This is a genomic window from Romboutsia lituseburensis, assembly GCF_024723825.1.
GTDB classification, from domain to species: Bacteria; Bacillota; Clostridia; order Peptostreptococcales; family Peptostreptococcaceae; genus Romboutsia_F; species Romboutsia_F lituseburensis_A.
This window is the reverse complement of sequence record NZ_JANQBQ010000001.1, coordinates 3,499,363-3,523,701: the sequence shown is the minus strand read 5'-3', so window position 1 is coordinate 3,523,701 and position 24,339 is coordinate 3,499,363. Positions and strand designations below refer to the sequence as shown.

General features: G+C 26.6%; 26 protein-coding genes. 8 read left to right on the top strand and 18 right to left on the bottom strand.

The genetic code is table 11. The features are described 5' to 3' along the window. Positions 1-13: 13 nt before the first annotated feature. Both NWE74_RS17020 and NWE74_RS17015 read right to left on the bottom strand, forming a co-directional pair. Positions 14-967 carry a hypothetical protein gene (locus NWE74_RS17020; RefSeq protein ID WP_258244160.1) on the bottom strand — a complete coding sequence of 318 codons (954 nt, stop codon included), beginning with the start codon at positions 965-967 and terminating at the stop codon, positions 14-16. A 113-nt stretch (positions 968-1,080) separates the two neighbouring features. Continuing rightward, the gene (locus tag NWE74_RS17015; RefSeq protein ID WP_258244159.1) at positions 1,081-1,287 is read right to left on the bottom strand and encodes a hypothetical protein; all 207 of its coding nucleotides are present in this window, start codon (positions 1,285-1,287) and stop codon (positions 1,081-1,083) included. Positions 1,288-1,538: 251 nt separating this feature from the next. Between NWE74_RS17015 and NWE74_RS17010 the strand changes: the two genes are divergently transcribed. After that, a complete protein-coding gene (locus NWE74_RS17010; protein ID WP_258244158.1) occupies positions 1,539-3,236 on the top strand; it encodes an ABC transporter ATP-binding protein in 1,698 nt (565 codons plus the stop codon). Between the two features lie 229 nt (positions 3,237-3,465). Then, positions 3,466-4,437, top strand: a complete 972-nt coding sequence (locus NWE74_RS17005) for an SH3 domain-containing protein (protein ID WP_258244157.1) — start codon at positions 3,466-3,468, stop codon at positions 4,435-4,437. Between the two features lie 76 nt (positions 4,438-4,513). Here NWE74_RS17005 and NWE74_RS17000 read toward each other — a convergent pair whose 3' ends face one another. The 3 genes from NWE74_RS17000 to NWE74_RS16990 form a co-directional block, all read right to left on the bottom strand. Continuing rightward, entirely contained in the window at positions 4,514-4,690 is a 177-nt protein-coding gene (locus tag NWE74_RS17000) for a hypothetical protein (RefSeq protein WP_258244156.1), read from the bottom strand. 321 nt (positions 4,691-5,011) lie between these two features. Continuing rightward, on the bottom strand, positions 5,012-6,010 hold the full coding sequence (locus tag NWE74_RS16995) for a CPBP family intramembrane glutamic endopeptidase (RefSeq protein ID WP_258244155.1): 999 nt from the start codon (positions 6,008-6,010) through the stop codon (positions 5,012-5,014). Positions 6,011-6,166: 156 nt separating this feature from the next. Continuing rightward, on the bottom strand, positions 6,167-7,345 hold the full coding sequence (locus tag NWE74_RS16990) for an MFS transporter (protein WP_258244154.1): 1,179 nt from the start codon (positions 7,343-7,345) through the stop codon (positions 6,167-6,169). Positions 7,346-7,501: 156 nt separating this feature from the next. Between NWE74_RS16990 and NWE74_RS16985 the strand changes: the two genes are divergently transcribed. Next, positions 7,502-8,386, top strand: a complete 885-nt coding sequence (locus NWE74_RS16985) for an AraC family transcriptional regulator (RefSeq protein ID WP_258244153.1) — start codon at positions 7,502-7,504, stop codon at positions 8,384-8,386. A 142-nt stretch (positions 8,387-8,528) separates the two neighbouring features. Here the strand turns inward: NWE74_RS16985 and NWE74_RS16980 are convergent, their stop codons facing one another. From NWE74_RS16980 to NWE74_RS16955, 6 genes are all read right to left on the bottom strand, one after another. Next, positions 8,529-8,834 carry a hypothetical protein gene (locus tag NWE74_RS16980; RefSeq protein WP_258244152.1) on the bottom strand — a complete coding sequence of 102 codons (306 nt, stop codon included), beginning with the start codon at positions 8,832-8,834 and terminating at the stop codon, positions 8,529-8,531. A gap of 109 nt (positions 8,835-8,943) precedes the next feature. Then, positions 8,944-9,234 (bottom strand): hypothetical protein, encoded by a 291-nt coding sequence (locus tag NWE74_RS16975; protein WP_258244151.1) that lies wholly within the window; start codon positions 9,232-9,234, stop codon positions 8,944-8,946. Between the two features lie 45 nt (positions 9,235-9,279). Then, the gene (locus tag NWE74_RS16970) at positions 9,280-9,498 is read right to left on the bottom strand and encodes a hypothetical protein (RefSeq protein WP_258244150.1); all 219 of its coding nucleotides are present in this window, start codon (positions 9,496-9,498) and stop codon (positions 9,280-9,282) included. Positions 9,499-9,756: 258 nt separating this feature from the next. After that, positions 9,757-10,314 (bottom strand): GNAT family N-acetyltransferase, encoded by a 558-nt coding sequence (locus tag NWE74_RS16965; RefSeq protein WP_258244149.1) that lies wholly within the window; start codon positions 10,312-10,314, stop codon positions 9,757-9,759. A gap of 341 nt (positions 10,315-10,655) precedes the next feature. After that, on the bottom strand, positions 10,656-13,178 hold the full coding sequence (locus NWE74_RS16960; protein ID WP_258244148.1) for an ABC transporter permease: 2,523 nt from the start codon (positions 13,176-13,178) through the stop codon (positions 10,656-10,658). Then, positions 13,178-13,858 (bottom strand): ABC transporter ATP-binding protein, encoded by a 681-nt coding sequence (locus NWE74_RS16955; RefSeq protein ID WP_258244147.1) that lies wholly within the window; start codon positions 13,856-13,858, stop codon positions 13,178-13,180. Before NWE74_RS16955 ends, NWE74_RS16960 begins: the two co-directional genes overlap by 1 nt. A gap of 371 nt (positions 13,859-14,229) precedes the next feature. Between NWE74_RS16955 and NWE74_RS16950 the strand changes: the two genes are divergently transcribed. Further along, positions 14,230-14,556, top strand: coding sequence for a PadR family transcriptional regulator (locus NWE74_RS16950; protein ID WP_330385802.1), 327 nt, complete (start codon positions 14,230-14,232; stop codon positions 14,554-14,556). A 5-nt stretch (positions 14,557-14,561) separates the two neighbouring features. Further along, positions 14,562-15,461 carry a permease prefix domain 1-containing protein gene (locus NWE74_RS16945; protein ID WP_258244146.1) on the top strand — a complete coding sequence of 300 codons (900 nt, stop codon included), beginning with the start codon at positions 14,562-14,564 and terminating at the stop codon, positions 15,459-15,461. A gap of 54 nt (positions 15,462-15,515) precedes the next feature. On the opposite strand, the gene NWE74_RS16940 is transcribed toward NWE74_RS16945, so the two are convergent. The 3 genes from NWE74_RS16940 to NWE74_RS16930 all read right to left on the bottom strand — a co-directional run bounded on the left by NWE74_RS16940 (position 15,516) and on the right by NWE74_RS16930 (position 17,593). Continuing rightward, on the bottom strand, positions 15,516-16,133 hold the full coding sequence (locus NWE74_RS16940; protein ID WP_258244145.1) for a DUF3267 domain-containing protein: 618 nt from the start codon (positions 16,131-16,133) through the stop codon (positions 15,516-15,518). Positions 16,134-16,887: 754 nt separating this feature from the next. After that, entirely contained in the window at positions 16,888-17,343 is a 456-nt protein-coding gene (locus NWE74_RS16935; protein WP_258244144.1) for a lasso peptide biosynthesis B2 protein, read from the bottom strand. After that, positions 17,318-17,593 (bottom strand): lasso peptide biosynthesis PqqD family chaperone, encoded by a 276-nt coding sequence (locus NWE74_RS16930; protein ID WP_258244143.1) that lies wholly within the window; start codon positions 17,591-17,593, stop codon positions 17,318-17,320. The genes NWE74_RS16935 and NWE74_RS16930 overlap by 26 nt, the downstream gene beginning before the upstream one ends. Positions 17,594-17,861: 268 nt before the next feature. Here NWE74_RS16930 and NWE74_RS16925 point away from each other — a divergent pair, with 268 nt between their 5' ends. Genes NWE74_RS16925 through NWE74_RS16915 form a run of 3 tightly spaced genes read left to right on the top strand, consistent with a single transcriptional unit; the run spans position 17,862 to position 19,390 of the window. Next, positions 17,862-18,422 carry a TlpA family protein disulfide reductase gene (locus tag NWE74_RS16925; RefSeq protein ID WP_258244142.1) on the top strand — a complete coding sequence of 187 codons (561 nt, stop codon included), beginning with the start codon at positions 17,862-17,864 and terminating at the stop codon, positions 18,420-18,422. Between the two features lie 4 nt (positions 18,423-18,426). Continuing rightward, complete coding sequence (locus tag NWE74_RS16920) at positions 18,427-18,564, top strand: CD1871A family CXXC motif-containing protein (RefSeq protein WP_092725930.1); 138 nt, start codon at positions 18,427-18,429, stop codon at positions 18,562-18,564. Further along, complete coding sequence (locus NWE74_RS16915) at positions 18,557-19,390, top strand: 4Fe-4S binding protein (protein WP_258244141.1); 834 nt, start codon at positions 18,557-18,559, stop codon at positions 19,388-19,390. The genes NWE74_RS16920 and NWE74_RS16915 overlap by 8 nt, the downstream gene beginning before the upstream one ends. Before the next feature lie 57 nt (positions 19,391-19,447). Here the strand turns inward: NWE74_RS16915 and sstT are convergent, their stop codons facing one another. The 4 genes from sstT to NWE74_RS16895 all read right to left on the bottom strand — a co-directional run bounded on the left by sstT (position 19,448) and on the right by NWE74_RS16895 (position 24,330). Next, complete coding sequence (sstT, locus tag NWE74_RS16910) at positions 19,448-20,674, bottom strand: serine/threonine transporter SstT (protein WP_258244140.1); 1,227 nt, start codon at positions 20,672-20,674, stop codon at positions 19,448-19,450. Between the two features lie 412 nt (positions 20,675-21,086). After that, a complete protein-coding gene (locus NWE74_RS16905; RefSeq protein ID WP_258244139.1) occupies positions 21,087-21,659 on the bottom strand; it encodes a PepSY domain-containing protein in 573 nt (190 codons plus the stop codon). A 108-nt stretch (positions 21,660-21,767) separates the two neighbouring features. Next, entirely contained in the window at positions 21,768-22,244 is a 477-nt protein-coding gene (locus NWE74_RS16900) for a VanZ family protein (protein ID WP_258244138.1), read from the bottom strand. A 172-nt stretch (positions 22,245-22,416) separates the two neighbouring features. Continuing rightward, positions 22,417-24,330, bottom strand: coding sequence for a GGDEF domain-containing protein (locus tag NWE74_RS16895; RefSeq protein WP_258244137.1), 1,914 nt, complete (start codon positions 24,328-24,330; stop codon positions 22,417-22,419). Positions 24,331-24,339 lie beyond the last annotated feature (9 nt).

The window sequence follows — 24,339 nt, the reverse complement described above, 5'->3', positions numbered from 1 at the left end:
GCTAACTCATTTTTTATCCTAATTTTTTTAATATTTTATCATTTCTTTGATAAATAATATTTTCTATAATATCAATTTGTTCATTTACTGTAAATTTATTTTTAGGTCTTGTTATTTTATAAAACTTTATATGTTTTGCAATCTCTATGCACTTTTTAAAATAATCTCCTGGAACTCCCCCCGAGTACATAAGCACTTCTATTCTAAATACATTTTTTATTATCTTTCGTAATTTTTCATTACCTATTACTTCTACTACTTCTACTTTTTGTATATCCCCCTGCTCTATTTCAAATAGAGCATTAAAAGGTACTTTTTCGCTTACAAAATTATCAAGTGCAGGAACTATATACTTTATATTCATATCACTTCTAAATGGAGTATACTTAGATGAATCATATCCTAGCTTTGTCATTGCATCTTCACATAGTTTTTGATACCCAAATCCAGGATTTATCATAGGTATATCACTTAATTCTATAGCTCCAACATCATCAGATACAAAATCATACCCTCTTTGTCTTAAAGCTGTAGTTAAAGTAGATTTTCCCGCTCCTTTGTCCCCTGTAAATATACATCCCTTATTATTTATTACTATAGATCCACCATGTATTGCAACAGTATTTCTTTGTAGTAGAATAATTCCTAAAACACTTCCTAATATATATACTTTTAGTATATTTAAATCTGGATTTTCACAAAGTTCAATTGTTACAGTATCTCCATTTTGAATTAAATATGTACCTACCTTTTCTATGTGAAACCATACTTCATTACCATTATAACCTGCTATTTCTTTTTTACATATTTTTTGTTTTATATCTTCATTCATAAAATCAAAAATAATTTTAACATCTATATTATCTTTATAAATTGTGTCCAATATCGTTAATTCTGGTACCATTAGTTCTGATTCTATATTTAACCCATAAACATTATAAAGATACTTCTTGTTTTCTACATTCATAATTTTTCTCCTGACTATATAAATTAATATTTTTAATGATATCATTTATATAATCAAGTTTTAATTATACTTAGGTATAATTTTTATATTAAGTAATCATAATTTCCACTATTTTACGATATTTGTTTAGTCCAATGTTCTGTTCCATTTGGCTTGTTAGCCCAAAAATCATTTAGGTGTGAAATTACATCCCCTATTGATCCAAATTTATTATTTTCATCGCAACTACATATCCAACTTGAACGTGTATTTTTCTGATTTTTTGTATCTTGTAATTTTAATACTAAAATATTTGGTTTTATCCATTTTTTTCTATTCACTTTTTTCTCCCCCTAATTAATATGTTTTCTTATTATTATATTCCTTATTTTTGCAATTATATATAATACTTATCAGTTATATTGTTACTATACTTAAGTGTTAATTACAGCATTATACTCAATTAATACTTAAGAACTATCTTTAGACCCAAAGTAGTTATTCTTAATTCATTTTATAGATTTGTAATTTACAAACACTTATAATCTATTTGTTAATTAAGCTTTTAATATTAATTGGGGGATATTTTAAAATGAAAGAAACAATAAATAAACTGAAATGGATTTATAAAAAAAGTAAGCCTGGTATTATAACACTTACAGCGGCAACTATTATAGGATCTATATTATCTGCTATAAGTGTATATAATGCTATGATTTCAAAATCATTAATAGATTCTGCTATAAATAAAAATCTAGACGGTGTGACTAAGTGGCTTATTGTAATGGGTACTATTATGCTTTCATCTATATTATTAGGTACACTTAGATCATTTTTATCTACTTATTCATCTAATAAAATACTAAATGGACTTCAAAAAGAATACTTTAGTCACCTTACTTATAGTGAATGGATGGAGCTTTCAAAATTTCATAGTGCTGGATTAATGACTAGAATTACTAGTGATACTTCTACTATTAATAACTTTATATGTGGTACTATTCCATCTATAATTACATCTATAATTATGCTTAGTATTTCTTTTTTCACTTTATTAAAAATAGAACCTACTCTAGCAATATTTACAATTGTAATTTTGCCTGTTATAGGTTTAATAAATAAGCTATGTTCAAGAAGGTTAAAAAAGTTCTATAAAGATATACAAGATAAAAATATTGAATATACTTCATTTGTTCAAGAATCACTTCAAAACCTTATGATTGTAAAAACATTTTGTAATGAGAAAAAAACAATTAATAATTTAGATAGAATACAAAATCAAAAACTAAATTTATCACTAAAACAAAGCTTATTTACTTCTTTAACAGGAATGCTTTTCTCTATAGGCTCTTCTGCTGCTTACTTTGTAGTATTTTGTTGGGGCGCTTTAAGCTTAGTTAAAGGAGCTATAACATTTGGTACTATGACTGCCCTACTTCAATTATTTAATAAAATAGAATATCCTTTATCTAGCTTAATGGGATGCTATTCTCCTATAATTTCCTCATTAGCTGCAACTGAAAGGCTTATGGAAATTGAGTCAATGACTTTAGAAAAAGGAACTGATGCTACAAATGTATTAATAAGCAATAACCCAGTTATAGAACTTGATAATGTATCATTTGGATATAAAGAAGATGTTAATATATTAAAAAATATTTCATGTACTATAAATCCTGGTGAAACAATAGCTATAGTCGGACCTTCTGGACAAGGAAAAACTACTTTAATTAGACTATTGTTATCATTAATACATCCTGAAAATGGTGATATCTATTTAAAAAACAATAACTTCAAAGAATTATTATCAAAGGATCATCGTAATTTAATATCTTATATACCTCAAGGAAATACGTTATTCTCTGGAACAATAACGGAGAACTTATTATATGGAAATAAAGATGCATCTTATGAGGATATTGTAAAAGCATGTGAATTATCTTGTTCACTTGATTTTATAAATAAGTTAGATGATGGATTTGATACTAAAATCGGAGAAAAAGGGCTTGGATTATCAGAAGGTCAAGCTCAAAGAATTGCTATTGCTAGAGCATTTTTAAGAACTAAGCCTATACTTATATTAGATGAATCAACATCTGCTTTAGATGAAAAAACAGAAGTTAGTGTATTAGAATCAATTAAAAGTTTAGAGCACAAACCTACTTGTATTATCATTACGCATAGACCTAAGGCTTTATCTATATGTGATAGGATATTAAAATTAGATAACGGATATCTAATAGAAGAAGATTGTAATGATAGCCCTCAATTAGAAATTAGTCTAGCATAACTACTTATCACAAGTGCCCAGTAATACTACTCCCGAGAGTAATTTTATAATTCGTCAAAAAAACTTAAAATCTATCATATAACTATTTATTTCCATCAAATGGATTTTATTTCTTATATATATGTGTAAAATTCATTAAATAAAAATCAAGATAATAACAATTACTACAATGAAATTTATAGTAACTAAATAAATGTATATGACTAAAATTTAATGTGGGGGATTTATAATGAAGATGAAAAAAAAATTATCAATGGGGTCTTTAGGGGCACTTGCACTTACTTTGACTAGTATCGCTACTATAAGTGCTCAACCGGCTCAAGCAGAGACTTTACAGAATCTTAATTTTAGAACGGGTCCTAGTACAAGTTATCCAATAATATCAACATTAAAAAAAGGTACAACTGTAAATGTAGTTGAAAAATCTGGAATCTGGACATTAGTAAAACATAATAACACAGTTGGATATGTATCTTCTAATTATCTAAAAAATATAACTGCTACTAATAAGCCACCTCAAAACGATAACGATACTAATAGTTCTTTAAAACTTATGGAATGTACTACTGCTAGTTTGAATGTAAGAAAAGGTCCTTCTACTTCTGATTCAATAATTGGAAAAGTTTATAAAACGGATAGAGTTTATGTAGCATACACTACATCTAATGGATGGAGTAGAATAAAGTATGGCAGTGGATATGGATATGTTAGCTCTCACTACTTAAAGGATATAAAAGAAAATAGTAACGGTAATAACAACAGCGGAAATAACAACAACAATAATAGTAGTGGAAGTAATAATGTTAATGCTACAATGCAATGTAATGTAACTTCTTTAAATATAAGAAAAGGTCCTACTCCAAGCGATTCTATTGTAGGTAGTTTAAAGTATAAAGATAAGGTAAACGTTGTAGCCAATTTAAGTAATGGATGGTCTAAGATCAGCTTCAATGGAGGATATGCGTATGTAAGTACACAGTACCTTTCTAAGTCTGAAACTAATACTCCTTCAAACTCATCATTTATGAAATGTAATACAGATGTACTAAATGTTAGAAGTGGTCCATCTAGTTCTGAAAAGATTATAGGAAAGTTAAGAAAAGGTGAAAAAGTAGAGGTTTTATATAACTTAAATTCTGGTTGGGTTAGAATTAAGTTTAATAATAGTTACGGATATGTTGCTGGCTCTTATTTAATTTAACTGTTATTGATAAATTTGAATATAAATAAAAAAAAGATTAAGTAAATTTTTTACTTAATCTTTTTTGTTTATATTGTTAACTTATATGATTTTGCGGATGCCATTGATTATGCTTATTACACCATGTCCAATCAGGATGCTGAGATGGTTTATTATTAGGATCTGTGTGCTCACCATTTCCATTTCCATTACCTTTTCCATAAGTTTCTTTTATCCCTAAACTAATAATTTTAGGTTGCTCCCATATTTTCATAATTTCACCCCTTTTAAATTTTAATAACTCAGTAAAGATCATATATATTATATTTTCAAAATTATCTTAATAATATTACTCTTTAGAATAATTTTTATACTACTTAACGTTTTAATTTGAAATAATTAGTGTTATTCACAATAATAATCTATAATTTTTCATAAACTAAATAAAAGGAGTGATACATTAATATGTATCACTCCTTTTATTTATACAACTTTAACTCATCAAACTTCACATTTAAATAAAGCTAATTATACTCTAACAATAGATTTACTGACTTCACCTATAATTTTATAAACTTATATATTTATATCTATACTACAAATCTAAATTTGATTGTTCTTCAATAGTCTTAGACTTGTATTCTTTTGCAAATAAAAATGGTAAAAAGAATATACCATTAAGCACAATGTTCATTAAAAGATCTACTGGTGTAAGTACAGATTCATATCCACCTGCAAGTATTACAATAATACTATTATTTGCTAAATGTATTAATATTGGACACCAAATATTCTCAGTTTTCATATATGCATATCCTAAAAATACTCCTAATAACATGCAATATGTTACATGAAGGATCACGCAAAAAATAGGTGTTTTAGGACTATACAAAGTAAAACAAAGTGGTAAGTGCCAAATCCCCCATATAAATCCTAAAATTAATACTCCAGATTTTTTGCCATAAAGCTTTTGAAGTCTTGGCTGAAGGAAATATCTCCATCCAAATTCTTCTCCAAAAAATAAATTAAATCCTAAAAGGAAATTCATAATAAGTCCCATTATTACTGTTAAAATAACACCTTTTATATTTATTGTAATTGATTCGTCTGATATAGCAGTAATAACTATTTTAGCAATAAGTATTGCTAAAAATATCGCTACTACAATTAAAACTTTTTTTAGATTTTTATTTAATGATAAATTAATTGACTCAAATTCAGATCCATTAAATAAAACAACTCCTAAAAGGTATAAAGATACACAGGCATCTACCACTGATGAAGTAATAATATTTTTAAATACAAGTACATCTAATATTGCTACAACTAACCTTACTATAGTAGCTATAGCAAAAAACTTAAAGAACTTCTCTACCTTTTGATTAAACTCGTAATTAGAAACTTTTTTCAAAACAACAATTACTGAAAATGCAGGAATATACATAAATAATCCAGCAAAATTACTTATAAACTTACTACTATCTGGCTTTAATGTTGATATAAATAAAAAAATCGATATAAAAGCAATAAGTCCGAAATTTACTAACAAGAAATATTTTATCTCTCGTTTTATATCCTTAATATCTGTAGACATAAAACTCCCCCCCCCATAAATTATTAAGTTAAATAATCAATGCATTATCTACTCTAATGTATTTCATCTTTATGGTATATATTCTAGATATATTTTTCAATATATTTGACTTGAATAGTTATTTTTAAGCCCCGAATAGATAAATACAAATTTAAATTAACACTCTATTTTTATATTTTTATTACATACTTTACTTACTCGTTCAGATGTAACTACCATTAATATTAATAGCATTAATAAAAAAATAGGCAAGATACCAAACCCGCTAAACTTAGATAATATACCAAATAATGGTGGCACGAAAGTACTACCTACGTAAGCTGTAGCCATTTGAATTCCCATGATACCTTGAGATAATTCTTTTCCAAATCTATTTGGAGTTTCATGAAGCATTGCAGGATATATTGGTGCGCAACCTAGCCCTATTAATATTATCCCTATTAACTGCATGTTATTTGGTAAAGGAATAGCTAATAATATTACTCCAATGATAGCTATGATTTGCCCTATTCTAATCATTTGTTTGTTATTTAGTTTCATAGCTAAAAATCCAGCTAAAAATCTGCCCACTGTAATACCTAAATAATATAAAGATACCCATTTGGCTGCTAATTCTGCTGATAACCCATTTTTTACAACTAAATAAGAACTAATCCATAGTCCAGCTGTCAACTCTACTGAACAATAACAGAAAAATGATATTAGCGCAGGTTTAGCTCCTGGTAATTTTAATAACACCGAAAGTTTTACCTCACTACAATTATTTTCATCTTCACTATCTTTAACCTCGACTTTTTTCCAAAGCGGTAATGAAATAAATAAACTTACAGCTAATATAGCTTGAACAATCCCTATAGTTGCATATCCCATTCTCCATCCATTTTCTTTAAGTAAATATAAAGACATGATAAATGGACCTGATGTTGCACCAATTCCCCAAAAGCAATGAAGCCAGTTCATATGTTTTGCCTCATAATGAATTGCTACAAAGTTGTTAAGCGCAGAATCTACTGCTCCTGCTCCTAATCCTAATGGTATTCCTAGTAAACAAATCCATACAAAACTTGGCGAAAAATATATACCTAATAAGCCAGCAGCTGTTAATAAAACACTAAAAGCTGTAACTTTACCTGTTCCAAATTTACTTATTAATTTAGAACTAAAAAAGCTTGAAATTATAGTTCCACCAGCTATAATCATAGTAGCTATTCCTGCTGATGATATAGAAACATCTAAATCTTGATGAATCATAGGCCAAGCAGAACCTAATATAGCATCTGGTAGTCCTAAACTAATAAATGCTATATAAATAATAATTAATAAAAATTTCAACATTACGTCTCTCCCCTTTGCTCTTTTAATTTAAATACGTCTAAAAATTTTCCATTAACTTTCTTAACATTCTATAATAATATTCCATTGTAATGCTGTATAATATAAGAATTGAATGTTTTTTTATAACAATCGTATATTATGTATCGAGGTGATTTAATGATAGAAATGGAATTATTAGATAATAATTTAGAAAATATTACTTATACTTTCAGTAATTTTACTATAGTAGCAAAAGAAAATTTACTCTCAAGCTATCCAAATATGTCGGCTGTGAATCATTGGCACGAAGATTTTGAGTTTATAGTAGTAAAAAAGGGTAAAATGAATTTTTCAGTAAATGGTAATAGTTATGAATTAAAAGAAAATCAAGCTATGTTTATAAATTCTAAACAAATGCACTATGGTTATTCTGCGGATGGATCTGACTGTACTTTTATTTGTATCTTATTACCACCGTCCCTACTTTCTGGCATAGATCTAATAAAAAAATCATATCTTATGCCAGTATATAATGATAAGTCTCATCCATTTTTTATATTTGATTCATCTGTTATCTGGCAGAAAAATTTTATAGATATGTTAGTTGATATATATAACCTTTGTAATGAGGAAAAAGATGGATTTGAATTACAAGTTATGAGTGCTTTGTATTCTATATGTCATGTTCTCTATCATAATGTAATAAATGACCAAGTATATAAAAAAGATAATATTGATAAAAATCTTGAGACTATGCACAATATGACTGGATATATTCAACAAAATTATCAAAATAAAATTACGCTTAGTGATATTGCTTTAGCCGGAAATATATGTAGAAGTAATTGCTGTAAGATTTTTCAATCACTTTTGAATAAGTCTCCAATTTCTTATCTAACAGAGTATCGTTTAGAGAAAAGTATTGAGTTACTTAATAATCCGAGTTATTCAATTACTGAAATAGCACTTAAATGTGGTTTTAATAGTTCTAGTTATTTTACTGAGATATTTAGTAAAAATATAGGATGTACTCCATCTGAGTATAGAAAAAAGGATAGATAAATACACATGAATTTATCTATCCTCCTAAATAATTTAATTTAATTAAATATAATAACTATAAGTTCTGTCATATTGAAGTTTACTCCACTATTTTAATAAATATTAGATATTTATGACTACTAATCTATGATATATTATTAGTTTATTTTTTTCTTATCCATAAATACTTATTTTTAAGAAATGTTATATAAATAATTGCAAGTAGAATTCTCCACTTATCCATAGAATTACCACATTCAAATTCTACCGTCTCATTCTCTAAAACAGTAAAGTCTATTTTATTACTCCTACACCAATCTATTTTTAAATATATTGTATGATTCCCTGGAGCAAGATTTATATTTTTTATCTCTCCACACTTAATCTCATCACAGTAATTTCCATCTATAATAATTTTATAACTTCTTAAATTGTCTCTATATACATTCTCCCTACTAATTGTTAGCATACATTCTACTCCTTAATATATTCATTGTTAACATTTTTCTCTTAATGTCTTTATGCTCTATCTTAATTAGCAATATAAATCTTTAATTTGAAGTTTATTAATTGCTATGTTAAATTATCATTAAACAATAAACTTCAGTAATTACCCAAATGCCTATTAACACTAAGTTCACTACTGATCCAAACTTCTCTATTTCTGATAATGCGCTATACTCATTAGACTTTTCATCTAATAATTTAATCTCAGGCAAAACTAATCTAACTAAAAACAAAAACGCGAGAGGAACTCCAATTATAGCAATTGAAAGTTGAAATCCTACTTTAGATTTAGTTATAAAACTAACCATACTTGCACAAATTAATGCTATTGAAAATAAGCATCTTTTAATATTAATACTCATATTAATTCATCCTTCCTATACTACTTATATAGTATATTTAAAAGCCTAATCCTCGTTAGAACTATTACTTTTTTTAGCAAAGTATTTATTTAAAATCCAATCAAATGAAAAATACAATGCACCCCATATCAATAGGTCATACAATAAATTAACATTTATACCACTGAATAAATTATAATTAAAACCTGTTACTTTACCTATAAATCGAGCTAATATATAAGTTAAAATAAATGTTATTAAATTTATAGATTTAGAATCTTTCACAAAATCGCCTCCATTTGAATTTTATCATTCTATATACACTAATATAGGTTTTAGGAAATTAATTTTCAATAAATAGTGCATGAATGGTCACTTTAAGTCCCCCAATAACTATTCATTGCTTAAAATTTCGCTTTGCTTCATGGCGCCAACGACTTTGTCCGTTGCTTAAAATTTCGCTTTGCTTCATGGCGCCAACGACTTTGTCCGTTGCTTAAAAAAAGGAGCCTAAGCTCCTAAGTTATAAACTATCTTATATATCTAATTTTTATAATCGCTTGTAAGTATTCCATACATAGAATAATCACAAATACCTTTGTTATTTATATCTGCTTGTCTCATAGTTCCTTCATATTTCATTCCACATTTTAGCATTACCTTACCTGAATTAGGATTAAGTGGGTCATGTCTTGCTTCAATACGATTTACGCCAACTTCCTCAATAAAAAATTTAATTAAAGCACCTAATGCTTCTGATGTAACACCTTGTTTCCACCATTTTTTACCTATACAATACCCAACATGAACCAGATTTATAGCTTCATCTTTATGTACTATACTGATACTTCCAATAGGTTCGTATCCATTTGATTTTAATGTAATAGCCCATTGATAAAAATCATCATTTTTGTACTTATCTATCCAGCTATTTAAAATATCTTTAGTAACATCTATACTTTCATGTGGTTTCCAAGTTAAAAATTCCGTAACATCTGAATCATTTGCCCAATTTTCATACATAGCCTTTGCATCTGCTGGCACAAACTTTCTTAAAATTAAATTTTCAGTTTCTAGTATCACTGTTCCTTTATGGTTCATGCTATCCCACCTTTATATATTAATTATCTTTCTGTATTATTTGACAAACTCTATATTTATCCTTTAAAGAATAAAAAATTCGCTTTGATTAAGCCACTGTGTGGGCGCTATACTTCATGTCACCAACGACTTCGTAAGTTGCTTAAAAGTCGCTTTACTCCTGACGCCAACGACTTCGTCCGTTGCTTAAAAGTCGCTTTACTCCTGACGCCAACGACTTTGTCCGTTGCTTAAAAAAAGTAGATAGATTTATTATTGTTCAAATCTACCTACTTCTTCCCTTTGGGTTACTTTATGTAAAAGTATCATCCTAGTTTTTAGTTTGATAACTTCATTTTTGTTTATTCATTTTCCCTTAATGCTTCTACTATACTATTTTTCTCTGTATATTTAATACAAATTGCAGGTACAATTATAGATATAATAATTAATATAGGAGATGATATTATTATAGGTAACATTGTAAATTTATAACTAAAAATCATCATACCTCCAGCTACTAAAGTCACTAATTTCTTAGTAAGAGGTAGCCCAATTACAACAACTATAAAAATTGTCAATAAAGCATAATACAATCCTTCTAATTTCACTAATTTCTTAAGCTGATTTTCAGTCATACCAACACCTTTTAGTATTGCAAACTCTCTTTTTCTACTTATAATATTTGTCATCATTACATTATTAAAGTTTAAAATCCCTATCAACCCTAATACAAAACTAAGCCCATATCCTACTATTTTATATGTATTTGCCATATCTTCAAACGCATTTATATATGTTAATTTCATTTTATTATCTAATGTCGGATTTGTTTTTATTTTATTATCTAAATAATTTTTCACATTATTTATTTGACTATCATCAACATTAAACATAGCAGTCATTACAGATTTATTATTTGCAATATTTTTAAATTCATTTATTGGTAAATACATATCATTTCCTACTGCATTTACGCACCCTGTACGTAAATATAAAGGAATAACTTGAACAGTTGCCATAACCTCATATTCTTTGCTTTGCCCATTTTCAAAAGGTATAGTAACTTTACTTCCAACATCTAATAATCTCCCCATATACCAATTTTCATCTAAAATAATATAGTTACCACTTTTAAACTTTTCTATATCTATTTTTCCCTTAGTTAAATATTTTTCTATAAATGGTAATATACCTTCATCAATTCCATAGCACTCTGTTGGAATTTTTTTATCTTTTAATACTTTATTAATATAATTTTGATCTTCTTGCTCCACAGAGGATTTTTTAAGTTCAATATTTTTTTTCATTTCATCAATTAATGGTAAATCAATACCTTTGTTATATATTTTATCTACGCTATCAACGCCATCTAAATTTTCAATTTCTTTACAAATATCTTCAGTTAATGCATCAGAATAATTACCGAAACCGTACTCCCATCTATAAAAGCTTGTATCTCCTACTGTAAAGTCTGTACCTATTAAATTAACTAAATACTTATCCATATCAAGCCCATATATTATGGTGTATACCACATTTAAAAGTATAATACTTAATGATAATGATGCTATAACTATAAATGACTTTCTTTTATTCTTAAATACATTAGATAAAGCCATGTTTTTAATTTTTGCTCCACTGTTTGTTTTTTTAAATTTTTTTCTAGTTTTTTCACGTACTCCACTATATCTTAATGCTTCTATCGGTGATACTTTAGATGCTATTTTACTTGGCTTATGTATACTAATCAATACGGTTATTAATGAAAATAATATAGATCCTATAAATATAATTGGACTTGCAGAAATTTCAGCATTTACTATAGTTGTCTGCCCTATTACAAGTGGAGTTAATATTGCCCCTATAAAATAACCTAGAGCGACTCCTATAGGTATACCAATTGTACACATTTTTAAAGCTTGTTTTATAATAATTTTATTTATTTGTTTTTTAGTCGTTCCAATAGTTTTTAAGAGTCCATAAAACTTTATATCTTTTACTATAGATATATAAAAAACATTATATATAATTAAATAACCAGCAAACATTATAATAGCTAAAAATCCTATAGCCCCAAAAACTGCTCCTCTATTTTCTTCAAGATTTACACTTGTATATGCCCAGTTTACACCATTGTTTATTTTTTTTGTGTTTAATCCACTTTCTATCAATACCTTCTCTAGCTTTTCTTCTATAAAGAAAGAATTTGAAAAATTAACTTCTAAAGATATAAGACCTGTACCTTCGCCGCTTTTTTTAGATTTTTCTTGGTCAACTCCTTTGAGCTCTTCTTCTACAAAGTCTTTTGATACATAAAGTATGCTTGCCATTGAAACTTTGTCGCCTTTATATATGCCACTTATTTTAAATTCTGTATTGTATTCTTTCCCTTCGATAAAATATTTTAGATTTATTTTTTGATTTATTCCTTTAGGTATTCCTAAAGCATCTAATGTTAATGTATCTACTAATATTTCATTTTTATTTTTAGGAATATCTCCTTTAAATGGTTTGGCGAAACAATTTTCTATATAATTTTTATCACCATATTTTATTTCTGTTTGTCTTTTTGCAAGTTCTTTATTTTGCGCTAAATTTACAAATATAGATATTCCTTTTTCCTTAATTAACTTGTTATCTTTGATTTTTTCATACTCTTTTGTATTTAAATTCTTAAAACCACCATGGAACGTACCTCCTACCATACGCATACTTTCATACTGTGTTGATTTTATCATACTCATTTGTATAGTAAAAAATGCTGTAAAAAGTAATGTTGTAAGTATTATAGATACTATTGCAAACTTGTTTCTTCCTTTATTATATTTAAAGCTATTTTTTGATAGCCTATTAATAACTTCCTTATTATTAGTTCGAATCATTATTCACTCACCACCTTAGATAAAATCTTCCCGTCTTCTATCCTTATAACTCTATCTGCCATTTGTGAAATTTCTTGATTGTGAGTTATCATTATAATAGTCTGATTGAATTTTTGACTCATAGTTTTTAATAGACCCATAACATCTTGACTAGTCTTGCTATCTAAGTTACCAGTAGGCTCATCAGCTAGTATTATTGATGGCTTAGTAGCTAAAGCTCTTGCTATTGCTACTCTTTGTTGTTGTCCTCCTGATAGGTTATTAGTTAAATTGTTAACCTTGCTTTCCAATCCTAATGATGTTATAACAGTATTTACATACTCTTCATCTATTTTGTTACCATCAAGTTCTATTGGTAATACTATATTTTCATAAACATTTAAAATAGGAATTAAATTAAACTGTTGAAATACAAACCCTATTTCTCTTCTTCTAAATATTGTAAGCTCCTCATCATTTAATTTAAATATATCATTATTATTTATAGCTATATTTCCTTTTGTTGGTCTATCAAGTCCACCTATCATATGAAGTAACGTACTTTTTCCACTTCCTGATGTTCCTACAATACAAACAAATTCTCCTTTATTTACTTCAAATGTTACTCCATCTAAAGCCTTAACTAAACTTTCATCTTTCCCATAGTATTTTTTTAAATCATTAATTTTTACTATACTCATATTCCCCTCCTAAAAATTATCTTTTGTGTATGCTATAAATATATCATCCAAATATAACAAACTAGTGTCTCAAATATAACACTTTTGACATATTTCTATAATTTTTATATCTATAATTATGATACTGCAACCTTTTATTGTCATTTAACTATTAAAAGCATAAATATGAATCACTTTCATAGTTTTGTGCTCAACTGCCCAATAAATATTATACTATCTCGTTTCGTTGTATTTAAAAAATATAAAAAAGTCGCTTAGCTCCTATCGCCAACGACTTCGTCCGTTGCGTAAAAAAATACTTCATCATAGTAGCACTTGACTTTTCCAAAATTTGTAATTATTATAATAAATATAATACATAGGAATCCGAGGTGTTGGTTATAAATAAAGAACTTATAAAAGGAAGTACAGTTACCATTATCCTAAATGCATTAAAAAAGCAGCCACTTTATGGATACGGTATGATTAAGGAAATTGAAAACAAATCTGGTGGAGTGTTTTTATTTAAAGAAGGTACTCTATACCCTATTTTACATGACCTTGAAAAAAATAAGTTTATAGAATCGTTTTGGGATGTTGAAAATGGTAGACGTAGAAAATACTACAAGATTACAACTAAGGGGTTAAAAGAATTAAAAAGTAGGGAAAATGAATGGAAAATATTTAGCAAAACAATGGATTTTGTACTGGGAGGGTGATTTTAATGACTACTAAAGAAAGTACTGTAGATAAATTTTTACAATCTGTATGTAGATTTGTCTCAACTGAGGAACGTGCACAGGATATAAAGGATGAGCTAAAAGATCATATTGAAAGTTATATTTGTGAATATACAAATGATGGATTTTCTATTGAGGAAGCAACATCAAAAGCTTTAATGCAAATGGGGAATCCTGATACTTTAAGCACTGACTTTAAAGATAAGGTGTCTAACAAAAATAGAATATTTACAATAAGTTTATTCTTATTTTTTATTACCTCACTTTCATCAATGACAATTTATGCTTATATAAATAATACTTATTCAATTATAGATCTTTTAGTAAACATGGCTATTTTTGTGTTATATCTACCACTTATTTTTGGAACTATAAAAGCATACAAAAAAAGTAAAACTCTATCTAAAAAAGAACCTATTTTTCATATACAAAGCTACAAAGAGCCAAATTGGTATGAATCAGTACTTAAACCTACTAAATGGTTCTTTATACTTTCAATTATATTTCTTGTGTTAGGATTTTTAGTTGATTTTAAAGATATTCCTAAAAATGAGCTTTTAAAAGAAACTTTAGATATGATGCATGTTTTAAACTTATATGTTATTTCTATTGTTATGTTTTCTTGTTTATCACCTAAAAAACAAAATAACATTGTATATGATGAAGGTATACTTACATTTGAAAACTTTATTCCTTGGGATAACATTTCAGCATACAGATGGACTAAGGAACATTCTAAAAATAAAGTTATTAACTCTATTGAACTAAAGTTTAAATCTGGGCGTTCATATACTCAAAGAATTATAAAAGTAAGTTCTTATCAAATGAATTTAGTAGATGAAGTATTTAAATCAAATAATATAGAAAAGCGTCAATTTCTTTAAAAAATTAATAAAAGCAGATAGATTTATTTTTACATAAATCTATCTGCTTTTTATTTATTGATTACTAAGGTAAAATGTGCTCATTCCATTATTTTTTATAACCCCATTTTTAGGAATTTGAAGCAATAATAATATAAATGATAATACATCAACTGATGATCCAGCTGAGTTTATAATTGATAAAGTTAAAATAATTATTGGGTCAAGTCCCATTAAAGTCATTATGAAAGGAAGTACAAAAGATAACATTATAAAAGGCAATATTGTTATAACTAAATACCTACTTTTCTTTATTGTTTCTTCTGTATAAACAAACCCTCCCCATAATTTAACTGAAATAAATGTTGATTTGGATTTAGTAAAATTAGGAATAAAAATCAAATGGACAATTTCATGAAGTAATATGTATAAATATATGTATATTATGTATCTAAACTTTATTGTAAAGCTTATACTACCACCATGAATAATAGAGTTAGTAACTGTTACTAGGTCTTTATTTATCCATTTCATAAATAATATACATAAATAGATGTTTAATATTGATATAGGTAATGATATAAGGGTTGCTATTAGTAAATTTTTTGGTTCTTTTAGCATTTTCCAACCCTTATTAATCATTTCATTTTTCAAATTAATATCCCCTTCTGGTATTTTGCTTATATACTTCATAAAATTATCCTTTCATGTAAAAGTCTATATATAGTAACTTTCTTTTACTTTATATCATTTATCATTTGTTTGAATTATTTTTCTGTAAATGCACCTATATGCTTTACTAGTAATATATTTCATCATTTTAATATTTTCAAAAATAACTAAACATAAAAACTATAAGTTATAGTTTTTATGTTTAGTTATTTTATTATATAAATAAATGCACACCATTATAAATGTTGCTATTATTAATACAATATCTACAGCTTTGCTTTTAATTCCTGTTAAATCAACTAATAAAAATATAACATTGACTATAATAATTAATAAATGCATTATGTAAAATAAAATATTTTTATTTTTATATGGTCTACAAAGTTGAATTAAAGAAAAGATTATTAAAATTATAGATAATATCATATTCTAAACCTTTCTTTTATAAAAATACTGTTATTGATTTGGTTACCCACCAAGCATAATTATTATTCATAATCCTGTATAGTTCCTAAAATAGGCACAGATATACTAGCTCATATTAATAATACACTTTTTTTCATATATTTCAATAAATACTGTTTGAATAGCCTTTTTTTAAGTATGAATAGTAAATTTATTCAAAGCTATTATTTATTTTCACTATATATGATACATTAGAATAATTTAATAATATAAGTCTTAAAGGTTTGATTTCTGTACCTAAAAAAGTTTTTATTAATTTAGTTGTGATGAAATTAAATATAAACCTTATTTAAACTTAATCTAAATTGTATTAATTGGAAAATTTAGCAACTGTAGCATACCCACTACCATCTCCGCCTGTTACAAACATCTGTCCGCATCTAATCCATGCGTGTGCTATCATATTTTGATTTTCTTTGTTGACACCTAAGTATATAGTAGTTGAAATTCCACGTTTTTTAAGCATCCTCTGAACAGTCATAGCTTGGACTAAACACAAGCTTTCCCAAGGAGTAAACTTACTTATTGTTACCACAACATCTCTTACTATTTTTGCTTTTTTATAATCATCTAGTACTACATCATCTGCCGATTCAGTGTTGTATGTACCTAATTCTTCTTTTAATTTATTGAAAGGAACCTTTAGTATTTTAGCTCTCATTAAACCTGTTAAAAAAAAAGCTTCTATGAACAAAAGCTTTTCTTTTATGCTTATCTTAAATAAAAACTTATTTATTCTTTTAACCCATTGATAAAAGCTCTGCATTGTCTAATCCCATTACAAATTCTAATACACTTTTTTCACAAGTTTCTCTATCTACATCATATTCGCCAATAAGTGTATCAACTATTTCACCTACTTTAATAGGCTGTTCTAGTTCTTGCCATATTCTACTACCTACACCATTTAAAGCAAAGTATTGGCCTTTGTCTAAGTCCATCATTACTATTTCACCGTCTAAATCAGTAGCATCTAAATCTCCTCTATGAGACACTATCGTTTCTAAAGTTATCATAAATTAGTTCCTCCTTTTTAAAATCGCCTTTTGATTGACTGTTCTCTCAACATTTATACATATATTATATTTTTATAAAAACTTTTAAAACACTACCCATAAGTATAATTTTTGTAATACTTCTAGAGTTATATTTACTCTTAAAACATGCTAATTGGGGCTCTAAATTTACTATTCATGTCAAAACAGTTGAAAATTCACATAAAGAATGATAATTTTTAAATGCAGTTTATATAACTTTAATTTAAAGTTTATGGGGGTAATAAATATGAAAAAAAGAATTTTAATAACAGGATTTTTAATAGCAGCATTAAGTTTGGTTGCTTGTTCAAAATCAACTGAAAAAAATGATATAAGCACTTCTTCTGATAATCAAGAACAACAAATACAAGAAACTAAAGTAGAATTTACTGGTAAAACAATAGATGGAAAAAATATCGACAGTTCTATATTCAAAGATTATAAACTGACTATGATAAATATATGGGGAACTTATTGTGATCCTTGTATCAAGGAAATGCCAGATTTACAAAAGCTATCTGAAGAAGCGAAAAAATTAGATGTAAATATATTAGGAATAGTAAATGATGCTAACAATGAAGAAACTATTGAGTTAGCTAAAAAAATATTAACTGAAAAAGGAGTTAAATTTGATAATTTATCTTGTGATGAAAAATTAGAAAAAGGACTATTAAAAAATCTTATGGGAGTACCTACAACAATATTTGTAGATAAAGATGGAAATATTGTAGGTGAAGAAATATTGGGTGCTCAAAGTAGAGATTCATATATGGATAACATAAAAAAGCTATTAGAAAGTGAAAAATAATAATATGAAAGATAGATTTATAAAGTACATCATACTTTTTTTAAGCATTGGTTTTATAGCATTTGGAGTTAATAGAAGTGAAGTTAAGGTAGTTTTTAATAAAGCAATTAATATATGTTTGGAGTGTATAGGAATTGGATAAAAGAACTTTAACTCAAATATTTGCAACAATAATTACCAATGCTAATGTCAAAGGCTTTTTAGAAAGAAATATATATAAAGGTAACTCTAAAAAAATATGTGTTCCAGGATTAAACTGTTATTCATGCCCAGGAGCAATGGGTTCATGCCCAATAGGTTCTCTACAAGCTGTATTAGGTGGCATCAAATATAAATTCTCATTTTATGTAATAGGTATTATGTCTTTGTTTGGGATAATCTTTGGCAGATTTATATGTGGGTGGATTTGCCCATTTGGATTTTTCCAAGATCTACTTTATAAAATAAAAATTAGAAAAGTAAAAGTAAATAAAAAAATAGATAACGTATTAAAATATTTAAAATACGTTATACTTATTACTTTTGTAATACTTATGCCTATGTTTTTAACTAATGAATTTGGCATATCAAAACCATACTTTTGTGAATTTATATGTCCCGCGGGTATACTAGAAGGTGGTATACCTTTAGTATTATTAAATGAATCTCTAAGACAAACTATAGGATTTTTATTTAACTGGAAGATATTTTTACTGCTGGTTATGATAATATCATCTGTATTTATATACAGACCATTTTGTAGATATATCTGTCCATTAGGAGCTTTTTATTCTTTATTTAATAGATTTAGTTTTTATCAATATACTATAGACAAAGATAAATGTACAAGCTGTAAACTTTGCAGTAAATCTTGTCATATGGAGATAAAAATTTATGAAGAACCTAAGAGTATTGATTGTATAAGATGCGGTAAGTGTAAAAAATCTTGTCCTCATGATGCTATAAAAAGTGGATTTAAAATACTTTAGTATGAAAAAAGCTAATTTAAGATGATTTCAATCATTTTAAATTAGCTTTTTATTATATTAAGCTACTTTACTAGCTTTTCCTTCTTTTCTATTTTTCGCAAATTCAGCTATTGCAGTGTATAAAACATCTGTTGATGAATTTAGAGCTGTTTCACAAGAATCTTGTATAACCCCTACTATAAATCCAACACCAACAACTTGCATAGCTATATCATTTGGTATACCAAATAAACTACAAGCAAGTGGTACTAAAAGTAATGATCCTCCTGCAACTCCAGAAGCTCCACATGCACTAACTGCTGAAAGTACACTTAATATTACTGCAGTTCCTATATCTACTTTTACTCCCATCGTATGAGCCGCAGCAAGTGCTAGTACAGATATTGTTATAGCTGCTCCTCCCATATTTATAGTAGCTCCAAGTGGTATTGAAACTGAGTAAGTATCTTCATCTAAACCTAAGTCTTTGCATAATCCCATGTTTACTGGTATATTTGCAGCTGAACTACGAGTGAAGAATGCTGTAATGCCGCTTTCCTTAAGACATTTAAATACTAATGGATATGGATTTTTACGTGTTGCTATAAAAGTTAATATTGGGTTAACTACTAAAGCAACAAATGCCATACATCCTACTAATAATACTATTAATTGACCATAACTAAATAATGATTCTATACCAGCTGTAGCAATTGTATCAAATACTAATCCCATTATCCCAAATGGTGCTAAGTTTATTATCCATCTAACTGCTTGAGATACTGCATCAGATATATTTATTATAACTTGTTTAGTTGAATCTGATGAATTCTTAAGAGCTAAACCAAATACTAAAGCCCAAGTTAATATACCTATATAATTTGCATTTGCTAATGAACTTACTGGATTAGATACAACGTTCATTAATAAAGTCTGTAATACTTCTCCTACTCCACCAGGAGGTGTAACACCTTCAGCTCCAGCAACTAATGTCAGTTTAATAGGGAACATAAAACTTCCTATAACTGCAACCATTCCTGCTATCAATGTTCCTAAAAGATATAAAAATACAATTGATTTCATATTTGTTTTTTTACCTTCTTTATGTTGGCAAAGTGCTGCCATTACTAAGAAGAAAACCAATACTGGAGCTACTGCTTTTAATGCTCCAACAAATAAAGATCCAAGTAAAGCTATTGGTGTAGCACTTGGCACTACTAAGGCTAATACAGTCCCTAATATAAGCCCCATTATTATTCTTTTTACCAAACTAATATTATTCCATTTTGTTACTAAAGTGTTCATAATTCCCTCCTGTAATTTTAAAATGTCATTGATAAAATTTACGATAACATATTTTTACAAACCCCTTTATCGAAAACGTTATCTTTGCTCTATATCCATTTTAAATCATTTTAGACATGAAAAGTTGAGACAAAATTTTAATCATTTTTAAATATTTTTTCTCCATATTGTAGTTTTTTTGCAATAAAATTCAACTTTAGTAAATAAATTCACACTATTCAGTAAATATAATTCTATCCATAATAAAAAAGTCGCTTCGCTCCTGTCGCCAACGACCTAAAAAACAGGTCCGTTGCTCAAGCCTAGCAGTTGGTATTATAACTTATCCACAAACCATATAATTTATAATACCTTAGTATATAAAAAACACTAACTTCTTTAAGTTAGTGTTCTTATAATTAAAGTTGTATATTTACTTTTTATCGATTTCATATGATATAACTTTTCCACTTTGTGAATCTATATCATAGCTATATTCTTGATTGTTATAATAAAAATCTATATCATAATTTTCTACGCCTGTAGTCTTATCAATTTCATATTCAACTTTTGAAAAGTTTACTTTGTCACTTGTTAGATTTGCATGTTTTAATGCTATTTCTTTTGCTTGTTCTTCAGTTATCTTTGCATTATTATTAAGCTTTTCATCTTGCTTAATTTCATGGTTTTCTATATCTTGGTCAAATTCTATGATTTCTCCTGTATCTGCATTGATTTCATAATCATATTCAGTCTTATCTACATAAAATTCAACATCATATGTTTTTACCCCATCGTCCATGTTCTCTTCAGTTTTCACAAATGTAACTTTATCATTTGTTAATTTTGCATGCTTTAAAGCTATATCTTTAGCTTCTTCTATTGTTATTTTAGTTTGTGTAGCTTGTTCTTTAGGTGGTTCATCTTTTACTGGTGTTGAATTATTACATGCTACACAAAATATACTTGTGCTTATAATAAGTGTTGCTATTAATTCTTTTTTCATATTAGACTCCTTTATGTAAAATAATTATATTCTAATTTTTTGCAAAAACATAATAAATATGCTTATTTCATGGCGCTAACCATTTTGTTTATTAATTAAAATTTAATTTTATAAATCGTCAGCACTTGCTTTTGACTTTTTATTTTCACTAATTTTAACTATAGCATTAACAATCATTAATCCTATAAAAGCACCTACACAATCTATCATTACATCTTTAAATTGAGCACCTCTTCCAGGTATAAATAATTGATGAAATTCATCACTACATGCATATAAAAATGATATTAAAAATGATATATAAGTAGCTTTTTTACTAGACTTTTTAACTTCATAAATAACCATAAAACATAGTACAGCTAGTGTTGCATATGAAAACATATGAGCACCTTTTCTAATAATAAACTGAGCACTATTTGATACCAAAATATTATTTAATAGACTTCCTACTATAGGAACATTTTTAAGCATATCTATAAAACTACCTGATATATCAAAGGATACATTTCCAGGTTGATTAGACATAAAAAATATAACCATCATCCATACAGCAATACTTGCAATCACTATCTTCTTTTTACTCAAACAATCACTCCTTTTAATTCTTAAATCCTATTAATTTAAATATATAAATTCTAGTTAAAATTATAGACCTATTTTGGATATTTATACTAAGTCAAATCAATTTTATATAATTCAAGTCAAAAAATGACTATAGAAAACTCTATAGTCATTTTGCATAACTTTATTTATTATTTTATATAGATACTTTATTTTTACCATTAAGCTTAGATATGTATAAATTTTCATCCGCTTTTCCTAACGTATTATATTCATTTTCTTTAAAACCAGCTACACCTATACTTACAGTAACTGTAATATTTTCACCCCAAGTCATACTTTCTATGCTTTTTCTATATCTTTCACATTTATCTAAAACTTCTTTTTTAGTTTTATTTTTGATTATTATAACAAATTCTTCTCCACCATATCTATATACAGAGCAATTATTATTTAGATTTTTTCTAAAAAACTTACATATTCCAACTAATACCTCATCTCCAAATTGATGTCCATAAGTATCATTTATGTGCTTAAAATCATCAATATCAAGCATTGCAATATAAAAGCCCTTATTACCATCGCCTTTTAACAAGGTATCATACATCAAATTAAAATATCCTCTATTATAAATTTTAGTCAATGGGTCTATTTTTAATGCTGCTTCTAATTTTTTATTTTTTATATTATATGATACTACTGTAATAATAAAAGCTATAAGAACAAAAATTATCACTCCTAATTTTCCTATTTTATGTTTAAAATCTTCTTCTACTTTTATTAGTTCTTTGTATTCACTAATACTATTTTTCAAATAAGAAGCCGCAATCTCATTTTGATATTTAGAGTAAATATTTTCTAACGATTCTTTAGTCTGGTTAAACTTTTCTGTATTTCCTACTGTATGATAAAGTTCTTTTAAATTTGTTAAAATTAACACTTCATAACATCTACTTTTTCGCTCGTTCATTTTTTTATAAGCTATTTCATAGTACTTTATAGATTCCTGATATTTACCAATTAAATATTTGCAGTGTGCATATCCAGATATAACTAATATATCAGTATCTACTAATAAAACTTCTTTTTCATTTTCTAATATTTTTATTGCTTCATCTATAAGCTGTTTAGACTTTTTATATCCATTACTTTTATCATTCGTCATACTTTCAAATACTTTTGCATTAATTAAATAATCATTATACTCTTCTTGTGGTATTTTTCCTTCTAATTCATAAATCTTATTTATATATTTTTTTAAATTTTTAGTATCTTTTTTATTCAAATTTATTCCACATAAAGCTGTGTATGCATATAGATCCATATTATATTTTCTATTATCATCTATTTTATTTATTGACTTAAATGACTTATATACAAGTGATTGTGCTAAATCAAATGCTCCCACATCACTAAAAGTCGAACTTAAATCTATTAAGGTTTTTGATTTTAAATACATGTCTTGTCTTTCATTAGCAGAATGTAAAATATATAAAAAGCTTTTTATAGTTTTCTCTCTATTTCCAGCTATATAATACATCGGAGCTATATTTTTTGTAAGTCCAAATATATTATTTTTATCACTTCTCAACAAGTATTTTTCCATATTTTCAATAATAAAATAAACTCCATCAGTCTTATTTACATACTTAAACAAACTATTCCATACTAAAATATAGCCCTTATTATCATTTTTTAGATCTATATTTTCTAAAGCTAATTTAGTATATTGTTTAGCCTTATCATAATCGCTATCTATAAATTTATACGATAATTTATTATATATGTAATATTTTATAAATTTATTATCAGTATTATTTATTTGCTTTGTAGCCAAATCAAAGTACTTATTTGCACTGTCTATATCTCCATTTACGATACTATAATAACCCAATATAAAATTCGCTTCTATATTTTTATTATTTTTACTTAGTGAATAAATTAAAGTTTTGTTATTTAATTTAAAATCTTTTTTTTCGTAACTTCTTAATTGATGGTGCCTCTTTATATTATGTATTTCGTGATTTACATTATATATATAGTACATTTTATAAAATAACACACTTATCATTAATAAAATAAATATTATTTTTAGCGTCTTATTTTTCATTCTATATTA